This is a genomic window from Pseudomonas fluorescens (assembly GCF_002022275.1).
Taxonomy (GTDB): Bacteria; Pseudomonadota; Gammaproteobacteria; order Pseudomonadales; family Pseudomonadaceae; genus Aquipseudomonas; species Aquipseudomonas fluorescens_AJ.
In genome coordinates this window covers 296,676-309,835 of record NZ_MSDF01000052.1, presented here as the reverse complement: position 1 = coordinate 309,835, position 13,160 = coordinate 296,676, and the positions used below count along the sequence as shown (strand labels likewise).

The window sequence follows — 13,160 nt, the reverse complement described above, 5'->3', positions numbered from 1 at the left end:
CCTGTTCAGTGGTCATGGGGAGGCGACGTCACTGTCCAGGTACTACATCCGTAGCAACATGTTGTTACGTTATATCATGTTTGTTACAAAGATATGAGTGCCCTCAGGTATTTCGCTTTTTGTCAGCAACCCGACAGGAAGGTCGGGCTGTGACGCCGCGTTGTGCGAGGAGACAGTGGATCAGAAGCGACTCAGGCGGTACGGCGCCAATGCCGGTAAATCCGGATCCGGCGGTTGCATCGATGCCAGGTGGCCAACCATTTGCGCCGTCACTGCCGCGTGCGTCAGCCCCAAATGCTGATGCCCGAAGGCAAGCAAAACCTTGCCGTCGCACACCCGATCAATGATCGGCAACGAGTCCGGTAAGGATGGCCTGAATCCCATCCAGGGCGTGGCGCCTTCTGCGTTCAAGTCCTGACGAAACAAGCCTTGGCTCAGCCGGTGCAACTGCCAGGCGCGGGCCATGTTCGCCGGGCGCTGCAGCCCGGCAAATTCGACGGTGCCAGCCAGGCGCAGGCCGCCGGTCATGGGCGTCATGATGAATTTGCGCTCCAGTGAGGTGATGGCAAACGGCAGGCGATTGTGTTCGTGGGGCAGCATCAGGTGATAGCCGCGCTCGGTGTCGAGCGGGACTTTTTTACCGGTCAGTGCGGCGGTGAGTTTGGCCGAGTGCGCGCCGCAGGTGACCAGCACTTGGTGCGCCGCCAAGACGCCCTGATCGGTCATCAGCGAGACACCGTTTTCTTCGACACGCCCATCCAATACGCGTTGTGTGAGGAACTTCACGCCATGACCCTTGGCGGCCTCGACCAGCTCGCACACCACCTGATACGGGTCGAGAAAGTGCCCGGTAGCCGGGAAGAACAGCCCGCCTTGAATGGCGTCGCTCAGTTGCGGCGCTACCTCGCGCACGGCCTCGCCTGACCAAAAATCCACCGGCACGTTTTGCTGTTGCATGCGTTGGCGCAGCGCGTCGATGGCTTCACGGGACTCGGCGCGCTCAAACACCAGCAGCGAACCGTCTTCGCGTAACAAATGTGGCCGTTCAATCGCGTGCAGCAAGCGTTGCCATGCGCCAAGGCTGGCTTCATTCAGTGCGCGAATGCCCGCCACCGTGCGCCGATAGCGCGCCGGGCGCAGGTTCAGCAACAGCCGAACAAACCAGGGCAGGGCGCGGGGCAGGTATTTCCAGTCCAGCCGCAGCGGGCCCATGGGGTCCATCAGCATGGCGGGTAAACGTTTGAGAATGGACACGTCGGCGATCGGAAACACTTGCTCGGTGGCCAGGTGCCCGGCGTTGCCGTAGGACGCGCCCATGCCAGGTGCCTGCGGGTCGATAACGACTACGCGCTTGCCTTGGCGCGCCAACTGGAGGGCACAGGCGACGCCGATGATGCCAGCGCCGACAACGGCGATATCCGCTGCGTTGGAGTCGGGCATTGTTTATGCCTCCCTCTGGCCGTCGAGCAAACGCCGCAACAGCAGCGGGTTGCCGTGTTGCAGTGCACCGGGGAGCAATGCGTCCGGGAAGTCCTGATAGCACACCGGGCGCAGGAAACGCTGGATTGCCGCGGTACCGACCGAGGTGCTGCGTGAGTCCGAAGTGGCGGGGAAGGGGCCGCCATGAACCATCGCGTCGCAGACTTCCACACCGGTTGGCCAGCCGTTGACCAGCAGGCGCCCGGCCTTGCGTTCAAGCACCGGCAGCAAAGCTCTGGCGCGGGCCAGGTCCGCTTCATCCAGGTGCAGGGTGGCGGTGAGTTGGCCCTCCAGGTGTTCGGTGACCTGGCGGACTTGCGCGTCATTGCTGCACACCACGACCAGCGAAGCCGCGCCGAACACTTCGGCTTGCAGGGCGTCGTTGCTCAAAAACGCGCTGGCCTGCGTCACGAACAGGTGCGCCTGGCCGCTGTTGGGGCTTTCGGCCGCCAAGCCTGTTGCGGCGACGTGGGCGTGCTCACCCAAAGCCCCCACGCCTGATGTGTAAGCGCTGAAAATACCGGGCGTGAGCATGGTCTGGGCCGCGCAGCCCGAGAGCAACGTGGCCGCCGTGTCGATAAAGCGCTCCAGCGCAGCGCCGGCGACGGCAATCACCAACCCGGGGTTGGTGCAAAACTGCCCGGCGCCCTGGGTCAGCGACGTCACGAACCCCTGAGCCAATGCTTCAGCGCGGGCTTCAAGGGCGGCGGGAAACAGATACACCGGGTTGATCGAACTCATTTCTGCATATACCGGAATCGGCTCCGGCCGTGCCTGCGCCGCTTGAGTCAGCGCGATACCGCCACTGCGCGAGCCGGTAAAACCGACGGCCTTGATGCGCGGGTCAGTGACCAGCGCGATGCCGACTTCGCGACCTGACCCATACAACAACGAAAACACACCTTGCGGCAGACCACATTCCTTGACCGCCTGAGCCACCGCGCGGCCCACCAGTTCACTGGTGCCCGGGTGAGCGCCATGCGCCTTGACGATCACCGGGCAGCCCGCCGCCAGCGCCGATGCGGTATCACCGCCCGCCACTGAAAATGCCAAGGGGAAATTGCTCGCCCCAAACACCGCAACCGGGCCCAGCGCGATGTGCCGTTGACGCAGGTCCGGGCGCGGCAGCGGCTGACGCTCGGGTTGTGCGGCGTCCACGCGCACATCCAGCCATTCCCCGGCACGCACGGTACGGGCGAAGGTGCGCAACTGCCCGCAGGTGCGGCCGCGTTCGCCTTGAATGCGTGGGCGCGGCAGGCCGGTTTCGGCCACGGCGCGCTCGATCAATTCATCGCCGAGCGCTTCAATGTTGTCGGCAATGGCTTCAAGAAAACGCGCGCGATCCGCCAGTGAGGTTTCGCGATACACGTCAAACGCCTCCCACGCCAAGGCGCAGGCCTGTTCAACGTGATCGCCGTTCCCTCCGTGGTAGGCGGGCTCCAAGGCCGCATTGGTGGCGGGATTGATGGCCCGGATCGCCTCGCGATTGCCGGCAACGGCCTGCTGACCGATCAGCATTTTTCCCGTCAGGGTCATGGGTAACGTCCTTAAAAAGAGGGTTGGCCGCTGTGAGCGCCACAGCGGCGCAGGTATCAGGCGACGTTCTGTTCTGCCGACCAGTTGGTGTACCACTGGCGGAACAACGCGTACTGGTTTTGCGCGTAGCGGCGCTGCGCATCGCTGAGCACGTCGGTGTCGTTGAAGTGCAAGCTGTAGCCTTCGTCGCCGTTGAGCACCATCAAGTATTTGTAATACAGCACCAGGTCGCAGCCTTCGTCGAAGGACGACAGCACCGCCAGCGCGGCTTCCAGCTCGCGCGCCAGGCGCCGGGCCTTGGCATCACCCTTGGCGGCTTTTTTGCTCAGGGCCACCAATTGCAGCACTTCGCGCGGCAAGGCGTTGCCGATCCCCGTGATGGCGCCGGTGGCGTTGCAGTTGACGAAACCGTGCACCACTTGGGTATCGACGCCGACCATGAGGGTCACGTTATCGTCCTGGGAGGTGATGTTTTCCGCCGCGTAACGCAGGTCGGCCGCGCCACCGAACTCCTTGAAGCCGATAAGGTTCGGGTGTTCGCGGCGCAGTTCGAAGAACAGGTCGGCGCGCGTGGCGAAGCCGTAGTACGGGCTGTTGTAGATCACCGCCGGCAAGTTTGGCGCCGCCTTGAGGATCGCCGAAAAATGCGCCCTTTGCGCGGTGGCCGAGGCGCCACGGGACAACACGCGCGGAATCACCATCAAACCCTGGGCGCCGACCTTGGCGGCATGCGCCGCATGGGCCACGGCCTCACGGCTGTTGACCGCGCCGGTGCCAACGATGGTCGGTACGCCCGCGGCGACTAGGCGGGCCACGCCTTCCTGGCGTTCGGCTTCGGTCAGCAGCGGCCAGTCACCCATGGAGCCGCAATACACCACGGCGCTCATGCCGATATCGATCAATTCGCGGCCCTTGGCGACCAGGGCGTCAAAGTCCGGCTTGCGCGCCGGGGTGCATGGGGTCATCAGTGCCGGGATGCAACCGGTGAAGATGTTGTCGCTCATTGTTTTAACTCCATTGCGTGAAATAAGGCGAGGCTCAGATGCCCCAGGCGAAAGGGTCCTGCTCGTCGATCAGCAGCGTGCTGTCGGCGGTCATGTAGGCGCGGCCTGTAATGAAGGGGGTGACGCGCTCGCCGTCCCATTCAAAGCGGCCTTCGAACCGGCTGCCGGTGATGCTGGCCTGCACCCACAGCTCGCCAGGCTTCAGTGTGCCGTCGGCGGCCAGGCACGCGAGTTTGGCGCTGGTGCCGGTGCCGCAAGGCGAGCGGTCGTAGGCTTTGCCGGGGCACATGACGAAGTTGCGGCTGTCGGCGCCGGCGTCGTCGGCGAACAGTTCGATATGGTCGATCAGCGCCCCGTCTGCACCGTGAATGCCCTGGTTTTCCAGGGCCTTGAGCATCGCCCAGGTGTAATCGGTGAGAGCGTCGACGTTCTCCATCTGCAGCGCCTGACCGTGGTCCGAGACCAGGAAAAACCAGTTGCCGCCCCAAGCGATATCGCCGTAGACCACGCCATGGCCCGGCACGTCCACCGGCACGTGTTGGCGATGACGGTAAGCGGGCACATTGCGCAGCGTCACGGCGCCGTCTTCGTGCAAGGTGGCGGCGACCGGGCCGACCGGCGTGTCGACGGTGTGCACGCCGGGCGCGATGCGCCCCAGATGGTGCAAGGAGGCGACCAGCCCAATGGTGCCGTGGCCGCACATGCCCAGGTAACCGGCGTTGTTGAAGAAGATCACCCCGCAGGTGGCGCCGGGCGTGACTGGTTCGCAATACAGTGCGCCCACCAGCACGTCATTGCCGCGCGGTTCGAGCAGGCAGGCGCGGCGCCATTGGTCGTGGTGGGTGCGTAGCTGTTCCAGCTTGTCGGCGATGCTGTTGCCGGTGAGCTGAGGGAAACCGTCCATGACCAGCCGCGTGGGTTCGCCGCCGGTGTGGGAGTCGATAACGTGCAGTCGTTTCATAAAACGCTCCATCAGTGGGTAGCCGGGGTCAGCGCGGCGCTGTGCCGAAGGTCGCTGACGGCTTCGCTTTCGTCGTCCTCGCTTTCCAGGCGGACCAGGTGCGCCGGCACGCCGGTGGCGGCGCCCCAGTAATAAATGCCCAATGCGCAGGCTGCGACGACCAGGGTGTCAAACGGGTGGCTGATCACGCCGATGCCGCCAAAGCTGCCGAGTTTGGAGAGCAGAATAGTGACTGCATAGAAGCCGATCAGCCACGCCGAGGAGCGCACTTGTTGCTTGATACTCAGGTGCGCCGTCGGCACCCAGCGAGCACACAGCAGGTACACCACAAACATCAGGATTTGCAGGCCGAGCAGCCAGGAAACAGTGCTCCAGCCGGACCAGTACACGATCAACGCGGCGATGATGAACGACAGGGGACCCAGCACCGCCATGCCCTTGACCCGGAACGGGCGCGCCATGTCGGGTGCATTGCGGCGCAGTGCGGCGACGGTCACCGGGGCCACGGCGTAACTCAGGATCAACGCTGCAGACACCACGTTGATCAACGCTTCCCAGGACGGGAACGGCAGCGTCCAGAACACCGACAGGCCAAAGGTCAGCCACAGTGCGGGGCGCGGAATACCGGACTTCTCATCAATGCGCGTGAATATCTTGAAAAACGTCCCGGTCTGCGCCCAGCCATACACCACCCGGGGTGTGGCATTCATATAGATGTTGCCGCAGCCGCTTGGGGAGATCACCGCGTCGGCGACCACCAGATACGCCAGCCAGCCCACGCCCAGTGCCAGGGCGATGTCGCGATACGGCAGGGCGAGTTCCTTGCTGATCCCGGCCCAGCCATTGGCGAGCATTTCGGTCGGCACACCGCCCAGAAATGCGGTTTGCAGCAGCACATAGATAGCCGTGGACAGCAGCACCGAGAGGATCAAGGCAATCGGAATCGTGCGTTGCGGGTTCTTCACTTCACTGGCCACCGAGATGATCGGCGTGAGCCCCAAATAGGCAAAAATCACTCCGCCCGCCGACACGGCCATCTCGATGCCCGACAGGCCGAACGGGGCGAAGCCTTGCACTTGAAAGTTTGCCGGTTTGAAGAAAGTAAACAGCACACCAATCACCAGCAACGGCACGATGAACTTGAACACGCTCACCAGGTTATTGGCGATGGCGAAGGTCTTCACGCTGCGGTAGTTAAGGATGAAAAACAGGCAGAGCAGGGCGAATTGCACCAGCCAGCCCAGGGTGGTCGGGTCGCTGGAACCGGCTTTGGTCAGCTCGGGAAACCAGGCGGCTGCGTATTGGCGCGAGGCGACCACTTCAATCGCCACCAGGCTGGAAAACGCGATCAGCGTGATAAACCCCATCAGGTAACCCAGCAGCGGGCCGTGGGAGTAGACCGGGTAACGCACCACGCCACCGGCGCGGGGTAACGCGGCGCCGAGTTCGCAGTAAACAATGCCCAGCAGCAACACGGCGAAACCGCCGATCAGCCACGAGATAATGCCTGCGGGGCCTGCGATTGCAGACACGTGGCTGGCTGCAAACAGCCAGCCCGAACCGAAGATGGCGCCCAACCCGATAAAGGTCAGGTCCATCAGTGAAAGTTGCTTCTTGAACTTGCCTTGAGCAGACATGGCGGCGCCTTCTTGTGAGTTATTGGATAGGCATGCAGTTGCGATATCCTGAACCCATGAACCCCGTCGCGATTGATGTTTTACGTTTGTGTGGATGACGAATTCAGCACAATCCGCCGCGCTCGACAGGGCCTCGGGCATGCGGCAACCTGCTCAAAAAAACCGGGAGTTCAGGCCATGTTGCAAAGCGCATTTGCAAGCCTTTGCCAAGGGAGTGAGGCGAATCGCCCCCACAGCATCGAGCAACTGTTGGCCGGCGTGGCGCAGCTGTTGCCGATGCTCGATGTGATCCCCAATGCCGCGATCTTCATCAAGGACATCGACGCCCGTTACCTGTTGGCCAACCGCACCCTGGTGTAGCGCTGCGGCCTCAAGCAGCTGCAACCGCTGCTCGGCAAGACCAGCGCCGAAGTGTTTCCGGCGCAACTGGGGCCGGGGTATACCGAGCAGGACCGGCGCGTGTTGGAGGAGGGGTTGGTGTTGGAGGATCAGCTGGAACTGCACCTCTATGGCACCCGCGAACCCGGTTGGTGCCTGACGCACAAGTGGCCGCTGTATAACCATGAAGGCCAGATCATCGGCCTGGCGGGTATTTCGGTGGACCTGCAATCGGCCAGCGAAACCCACCCGGCGTATCAGCGTCTGGCGGCCGTGGACGACTACATCCGCACGCATTTCAACCGCCGCGTCACCCTCAGTGAGCTGACGCGAATCGCCGGCATTTCAGTCGCGCAGCTGGAGCGCTACTGCAAGCGCGTGTTTCACCTCACGCCCCGGCAGATGATCCAGAAAGTCCGCCTGGAACATGCCCACCGGCTGCTGCACACCGAATTGCCGATCACCGAGGTGGCGCTGCAATGCGGCTACACCGACCACAGTGCGTTTACCCGCCAGTTCAAGGCGTTGACCGGGTTTACGCCGAGGCAGTATCGGCAGGCACCTCGCTTCCACCCACCGGGCGCCAGTGGGGCAGCGGCGTGAGGTAGTGCAGTGCGAACGTGCGCTCGACAAAAGCCCAGCGTCCGTCTCTGCGTTCAAGCCGGTCGTGGTACAGGCCGCTGATTTGTACCTGGCCCAGTTCGCGGTGCGACACCATACAATCGACCGCGGCCCGAGCCGTGGCTTTGTCGCCGTCAAGGTCGACCAGAGCGTTGGCCATCCAGTGATGCATATGGGGCATCTGTGCCCAATTGCGGTGAGCGGATTCGACAATCGCGTCGACACCGGTGAAGTCGCCGAAGGCTGCACCCAGCGTCAGTACCGCGCCTTCGTGCCAGAGGCTGCGCAACAGCGCTTCATCGTGGTTATCGAAGGCATGCGCGTATTCGGCAACCAGACGTTGAATCGCCAAGTGGCTTTCCAAGGTATCCAAGCGGGCGCTCAAGGCTTGCAGGCTCATGGTTTTTGGTGCTCCTCATCAGTCAGAAAATCGGTACTCAGGCTAAGTTCAAGCCACTGCGCAGTTTCCTCGGCGACCGCTGCCAGCTTGTCGTTGACTACTTTGATGGCGTCGGCGCCGGCGATAAATCGCAGCGGTGGATGCTTCTCGTTGACCAGGCGTACCAGGGCATTCCCCAGTCGCGCCGGGTCGCCGGGCTGTTGATGGTTGCGCGCGGCGAACACCGCGAGCGCCGCGGCACGGTAGTCGTCGTAATCGCAGAGAGTGCCACTGCCCAACTTGAGCACTCGCTGGTCGAGGAAGTCCGTGCGAAAGGCACCGGGTTCGACCACGGTGAGGCGGATGCCAAAGTCGGCGATTTCCTCGGCCAGTGACTCGGAAAACCCTTCAATGGCGAATTTGCTGGCGGAATACAACGAGGCGCCGGCAACCCCTTTGAAGCCGCCATTGGATGACATATTGAGGATGTGACCGCCACGTTGCGCCCGCAGGGTAGGCAGCGCGGCGCGGGTCACGTTGAATGTGCCCAGTACATTGGTCGCGAACTGGCACTGAGCGGCATCGGCATCGACCTCCTCAAAGGGGCCGAACTGGCCATAGCCGGCGTTATTGACCAGCACGTCCAGGCGCCCAAAGCGCGCCATGCAGGCGCTCATGGCGGCGTGTGCCTGGGCCTGGTCACGAATATCCAGCTGCACGGTGAGGACCCGGTCGCCGCAGGCGCCGAAAATGTCGTCCAACCGTGCAAGGTCCAGGTCGGTCGCGACGACCCGATCGCCGGCTGCCAGTGCCGCTTGCGCGATACCTTTGCCGATGCCGCTGGCACTCCCGGTAATCAGCCAGACTTTGCTCATAACGGCATGTCCTGTTCAATCCATTCCAGGGCCGAATGGAAGGTGGGCGCCCAGCCCAATTCTTCGCGTGCGCGTTTGGCTCGGACCCGGCTGTTGGTGCCGAACGTGTAGTGCGCATGCAGATAGCCCCAGCGCGTGGCGGCTTGCTCCACCGTCCAGAAAGCGACTGGCTCAAGCTTGAGGCGACGGGCGATTGACTGGCCAATTTCCAGGAAAGACGCCTCGCCGTTTTCAACGAAATAGAACGCGCCAGCGGGGGCTTTTTGCAGTGCGAGCAGGTAAAGCTCGGCGACATCGAGAACATGCACGTTGGACCAGCGATTGACCCCGCTGCCGACGACGCGCACCACGCCGCTTTCGCTCGCCTGCAGCACCAACCAGGGAATCTGTACGCTTTGTCTGTGTACGCCGGTACCGGTGCCGTAGATGTTGCTTGGGCAGATCACCACTGCCCGAATGCCCCTGGCGGCTGCGCCCAGCACTTTCAGCTCGATGTCGCGGCGTGGCTGCTTGGAGGCGGCGACCACGAAGGTGCTGTCTTCATCAAACACAGCGGGGTTGACGTGCACACCTTGCGCATCGTCGCCAATCACGCTGGAACCGCTGGTGTGCAGGAAGGGTTTGCCCGAGCCGGCCAACGCCTGGATGAAGGTTTCAACGGCGCCGAGGTGGTCGCTGTCGGCGGTATGAATCACGCCGTCGGCGGCTCGCGCCTCGTTGGCCAGCAACGTCAGGTCATCAAGGGTACCGATGACCGGGTCGATGCCCAATGCGCGCACCTGATCGGCTTTTGCTTCGTCGCGTACCAGGCCGCGAACGCTGTAGCCGGCGTCGATCAATCGCAGGGCGACGGTGCCCCCGACATACCCATTGGCGCCTGTCAGAAATAAGTTCATGAATGCCTCGCTGATGTGTGGGTCAAGTTGCGAGTGCAATCTAACGGTTGCCGATGGGCTGAATAAGTGGGATAGGTGTCAGATCAGTAGTGACTTGACTGTCATGAATCGATTGAGTATTGGGGATTTTCAACTCCGCATACACGTGGACCTTACTTCACTGACGGGACGCTGATGGACAGTCTGAGTGGGATGGCGGTGTTCGTGCAGGCCGCGCAAATGGGCAGTTTTGTGGGTGCGGGAAAACATCTGGGTATTTCGGCCTCAGCCGTGAGCAAAAGCATCGCGCGACTGGAAGAAAAACTTGAAGTGCGGCTGTTTCATCGCAGTACACGCAGCCTCACGCTGACCGCTGAGGGCACGCGCTTTCTGCAACGTTGTCGACGGATCATTCAGGAGCTGGAAGCGGCGGGGGAAGAATTACGCCAGACCGCTTCGTCCCCTCAGGGGCCGCTGCGGGTGAGCCTGCCCATGATCGGCAAACCGTTCCTGCCGGTATTTGCCGAGTTTCAGTTGTTGTACCCGGATATCCAGCTTGACCTGGAGTTTTCCGACCGCCTGGTGGACATCATTGCCGAAGGCTTTGATGCCGTCATACGCAGCGGCGTGCCAAAGGATTCGGGCTTGTCGGCCCGTTGCCTGGGCCGCTACCGTATGCTCGCGGTCGGGTCGCCGGACTACTTTGCCAGGCACGGCAAACCTGCGCGGCCGCGTGACTTGGCTGAGCACCGCTGTATCCACTTTCGTTTTCCCGACACGGGCAAGTTACAACGCTGGATGATCCAGGAAGACGCCCAGACCGAACGGGAGCTGCCATGCACCCTGATTTGCAATTCAGTGGAGGGCCGTGTGTGTTTCGCCCTCAAAGGCTTGGGCATCACCTATGCGGCAGATTTCATGGTCAGGGAATACCTGGCTTCGGGTGAGCTGCGTTCAGTGCTGGAGGCATACAGTGAAGAAAATGGCACCTTCAACCTGTTGTGGCCTTCTGGTCGACAGGTGCCGCTCAAGCTGCGCGCGCTGATTGATTTTCTCAGCGACCGAATCGGGTTTCTGTCTTGACGAAGGTGCGCTGATGCAACGAATCGCCGCCGTTGCCCCTCCTATGCTTACGAGTAACCTTTTCACAAGACAGGTAGTGGGCTTATGACGGCGGCGAACAACGATCATGTGAACTGGCTGGTTGAGCAATCGATGCTGCACGCAGCGCGCCAGCGGGCCAGGCTCTATTCGGGGCAAGGGCGTTTGTGGCAGCAGCCTTACGCGCATACCCGGCCCCGTGATGCCACGGCCTTGTCGTCTGTGTGGTTCACCGCGTATCCCGCGTCCATCGTGACCCGTGAAGGCGGCACGGTGCTCGAAGCGTTGGGCGATGCAAGCCTGTGGCACGCGTTGTCGAAGATTGGCATTCAGGGCATTCACAACGGCCCGCTGAAAAAGTCCGGAGGGCTTTCGGGTACTCGGCATACGCCGACTATCGACGGCAATTTCGACCGCATCAGCTTTGAAATCGACCCGGAACTGGGCACCGAGGCGCAGTTGCAGGCGCTGACGCGGATGGCGGCGGCGCACAATTCGGTGATCATCGACGACGTGATTCCGTCCCATACCGGCAAAGGCGCGGACTTCCGCCTGGCCGAGATGGCGTATGAGGACTATCCCGGGCTTTACCACATGGTGGAGATCCGCGAGGAAGACTGGCAGCTGCTGCCTGACGTCGCCGAGGGGCGTGATGCGCAGAACCTCAGCCCCGTGCAGGTCGACGCGCTGCGCGACAAGCATTACATCGTCGGCCAGTTGCAGCGGGTAATCTTCTTTGAACCCGGCGTTAAAGAAACCGACTGGAGCACCACCCCGGTGGTGGTGGGCGTGGACGGCAAGCCGCGGCGCTGGGTGTACCTGCACTATTTCAAGGAAGGCCAGCCGTCGCTGAACTGGCTGGACCCTTCATTTGCCGCGCAACAGATGATCATCGGTGATGCCCTGCATGCCATCGACGTGATGGGTGCCAAGATCCTGCGTCTGGATGCCAACGGCTTTCTGGGCGTGGAGCGCAAGCTTGATGGCACGGCGTGGTCGGAAAGCCACCCGCTGTCCATCACCGGCAACCAACTGCTCGGCGGCGCGATTCGCAAGGCCGGCGGCTTCAGCTTTCAGGAGTTGAACCTCACGGTGGACGACATCGCTGCGATGTCCCACGGCGGTGCCGATCTTTCCTACGATTTCATCACGCGTCCGGCTTACCAGCACGCGCTGTTGATCGGCGACACAGAGTTTTTGCGCCTGATGCTGCGCGAGATGCACAGCCAGGGCATCGACCCCGGCTCGCTGATCCATGCGTTGCAAAACCACGATGAGCTGACCCTGGAACTGGTGCACTTCTGGACCCTGCACGCCCATGACAATTACCTCTACCAGGGCCAGACGTTCCCCGGCAACATTCTGCGCGAGCACATTCGCGAGCAGATGTACGAACGCCTCGCCGGTGAGCATGCGCCGTATAACCTCAAGTTCGTGACCAATGGCGTGTCCTGCACCACCGCCAGCATCATCACGGCGGCGTTGGGCATTCGTGATCTGGACGCGATTACGGCGGCGGATATCCAGCAGATTCGCCAGATTCATTTGCTGCTAGTGATGTACAACGCCATGCAACCCGGCGTATTTGCCTTGTCGGGCTGGGACCTGGTGGGCGCGCTGCCGTTGGCGGCAGAGGAGGTCGCGCATCTGATGCAAGACGGCGACACGCGCTGGATCCATCGCGGCGCGTATGACCTGGTTGACCTGAACCCCGACGCAGAGCTGTCCGCTGGCCAGATGCCGCGCTCGAAAACCTTGTACGGCAGCCTGAACAGCCAGCTGCTGGACCCGGAGTCATTTGCCTCGCAGTTGCAGAAAATCCTCGCGGTGCGCAGCGCCTACGGCATTGCCGCCAGCCGCCAGATTCTGGTGCCGGATGTCGAGCACCCGGGCTTGTTGATCATGGTGCATGAACTGCCGGCGGGTAAGGGCACGCAAATCACCGCGCTGAACTTCGGCGCCACGCCGATCACCGAGACCCTGCACTTGCCCAATATCGCACCGGGGCCAGTAGTGGACATCATCAACGAGCGGGTCGAGGGCGACCTGACCGCCGAGGGCGAGTTCACCATTACGCTGGATGCGTATGAGGGGTTGGCGCTGAGGATCGTGAGTAACTCGCCGATGCTCTGAGCCGAGTAGAGCCATAAAGCAGCGGTTTGGCGGTGTGCCAGCTGCTGCGTTTTGTGGTGGACAGGATGATGCCAAATAGCTAGCTTCGTCGGCATTTACTCCTGTTGGGATGTGCCGCATGACATTGAAGTTGCGTAATCGGGTGTTCGAACTTTTACAGCAAACGCCTGGAAAGCAATGG

Annotated in this window: 10 protein-coding genes and 1 pseudogene; 3 read left to right on the top strand and 8 right to left on the bottom strand. The window is 62.1% G+C overall.

Annotated elements, in window-relative coordinates:
- Positions 1–180 precede the first annotated feature (180 nt).
- From BFW87_RS26510 to BFW87_RS26490, 5 genes are read right to left on the bottom strand one after another with little or no spacing between them, the layout of a single operon-like run.
- The gene (locus BFW87_RS26510) at positions 181–1,440 is read right to left on the bottom strand and encodes an NAD(P)/FAD-dependent oxidoreductase (RefSeq protein WP_078742656.1); all 1,260 of its coding nucleotides are present in this window, start codon (positions 1,438–1,440) and stop codon (positions 181–183) included.
- Between the two features lie 3 nt (positions 1,441–1,443).
- Positions 1,444–3,015 carry an aldehyde dehydrogenase (NADP(+)) gene (locus BFW87_RS26505; protein WP_078742655.1) on the bottom strand — a complete coding sequence of 524 codons (1,572 nt, stop codon included), beginning with the start codon at positions 3,013–3,015 and terminating at the stop codon, positions 1,444–1,446.
- Between the two features lie 56 nt (positions 3,016–3,071).
- Positions 3,072–4,019, bottom strand: a complete 948-nt coding sequence (locus BFW87_RS26500; RefSeq protein ID WP_078742654.1) for a dihydrodipicolinate synthase family protein — start codon at positions 4,017–4,019, stop codon at positions 3,072–3,074.
- 34 nt (positions 4,020–4,053) lie between these two features.
- The gene (locus BFW87_RS26495) at positions 4,054–4,980 is read right to left on the bottom strand and encodes a 4-hydroxyproline epimerase (RefSeq protein ID WP_078742653.1); all 927 of its coding nucleotides are present in this window, start codon (positions 4,978–4,980) and stop codon (positions 4,054–4,056) included.
- Positions 4,981–4,991: 11 nt separating this feature from the next.
- Positions 4,992–6,617: an APC family permease gene (locus tag BFW87_RS26490; RefSeq protein ID WP_078742652.1), complete on the bottom strand. Its 1,626-nt coding sequence runs from the start codon at positions 6,615–6,617 to the stop codon at positions 4,992–4,994.
- A 177-nt stretch (positions 6,618–6,794) separates the two neighbouring features.
- On the opposite strand from BFW87_RS26490, the pseudogene BFW87_RS26485 reads away from it, so the two are divergent.
- A pseudogene (locus BFW87_RS26485) lies at positions 6,795–7,598 on the top strand (helix-turn-helix domain-containing protein).
- Here the strand turns inward: BFW87_RS26485 and BFW87_RS26480 are convergent.
- From BFW87_RS26480 to BFW87_RS26470, 3 genes are read right to left on the bottom strand one after another with little or no spacing between them, the layout of a single operon-like run.
- Entirely contained in the window at positions 7,531–8,016 is a 486-nt protein-coding gene (locus BFW87_RS26480) for a nuclear transport factor 2 family protein (RefSeq protein WP_078742651.1), read from the bottom strand. The pseudogene BFW87_RS26485 and the gene BFW87_RS26480 overlap by 68 nt on opposite strands.
- Positions 8,013–8,870, bottom strand: coding sequence for an SDR family NAD(P)-dependent oxidoreductase (locus BFW87_RS26475; RefSeq protein WP_078742650.1), 858 nt, complete (start codon positions 8,868–8,870; stop codon positions 8,013–8,015). The genes BFW87_RS26480 and BFW87_RS26475 overlap by 4 nt, the downstream gene beginning before the upstream one ends.
- The gene (locus BFW87_RS26470) at positions 8,867–9,766 is read right to left on the bottom strand and encodes an NAD-dependent epimerase/dehydratase family protein (protein WP_078742649.1); all 900 of its coding nucleotides are present in this window, start codon (positions 9,764–9,766) and stop codon (positions 8,867–8,869) included. Before BFW87_RS26470 ends, BFW87_RS26475 begins: the two co-directional genes overlap by 4 nt.
- A 174-nt stretch (positions 9,767–9,940) precedes the next feature.
- Between BFW87_RS26470 and BFW87_RS26465 the strand changes: the two genes are divergently transcribed.
- The gene (locus tag BFW87_RS26465) at positions 9,941–10,828 is read left to right on the top strand and encodes a LysR family transcriptional regulator (RefSeq protein ID WP_078742648.1); all 888 of its coding nucleotides are present in this window, start codon (positions 9,941–9,943) and stop codon (positions 10,826–10,828) included.
- Between the two features lie 84 nt (positions 10,829–10,912).
- Positions 10,913–12,979: a maltose alpha-D-glucosyltransferase gene (gene treS / locus BFW87_RS26460; protein ID WP_078742647.1), complete on the top strand. Its 2,067-nt coding sequence runs from the start codon at positions 10,913–10,915 to the stop codon at positions 12,977–12,979.
- Positions 12,980–13,160 lie beyond the last annotated feature (181 nt).

What these genes read in the sequence shown, in the direction of transcription:
- BFW87_RS26510 (WP_078742656.1), bottom strand. Translation starts at nt 1,440, where the DNA reads ATGCCCGACTCCAACGCAGCGGATATCGCCGTTGTCGGCGCTGGCATC.
- BFW87_RS26505 (WP_078742655.1), bottom strand. Translation starts at nt 3,015, where the DNA reads ATGACCCTGACGGGAAAAATGCTGATCGGTCAGCAGGCCGTTGCCGGC.
- BFW87_RS26495 (WP_078742653.1), bottom strand. Translation starts at nt 4,980, where the DNA reads ATGAAACGACTGCACGTTATCGACTCCCACACCGGCGGCGAACCCACG.
- BFW87_RS26470 (WP_078742649.1), bottom strand. Translation starts at nt 9,766, where the DNA reads ATGAACTTATTTCTGACAGGCGCCAATGGGTATGTCGGGGGCACCGTC.
- BFW87_RS26465 (WP_078742648.1), top strand. Translation starts at nt 9,941, where the DNA reads ATGGACAGTCTGAGTGGGATGGCGGTGTTCGTGCAGGCCGCGCAAATG.
- treS (WP_078742647.1), top strand. Translation starts at nt 10,913, where the DNA reads ATGACGGCGGCGAACAACGATCATGTGAACTGGCTGGTTGAGCAATCG.
- BFW87_RS26480 (WP_078742651.1), bottom strand. Translation starts at nt 8,016, where the DNA reads ATGAGCCTGCAAGCCTTGAGCGCCCGCTTGGATACCTTGGAAAGCCAC.
- BFW87_RS26500 (WP_078742654.1), bottom strand. Translation starts at nt 4,019, where the DNA reads ATGAGCGACAACATCTTCACCGGTTGCATCCCGGCACTGATGACCCCA.
- BFW87_RS26490 (WP_078742652.1), bottom strand. Translation starts at nt 6,617, where the DNA reads ATGTCTGCTCAAGGCAAGTTCAAGAAGCAACTTTCACTGATGGACCTG.
- BFW87_RS26475 (WP_078742650.1), bottom strand. Translation starts at nt 8,870, where the DNA reads ATGAGCAAAGTCTGGCTGATTACCGGGAGTGCCAGCGGCATCGGCAAA.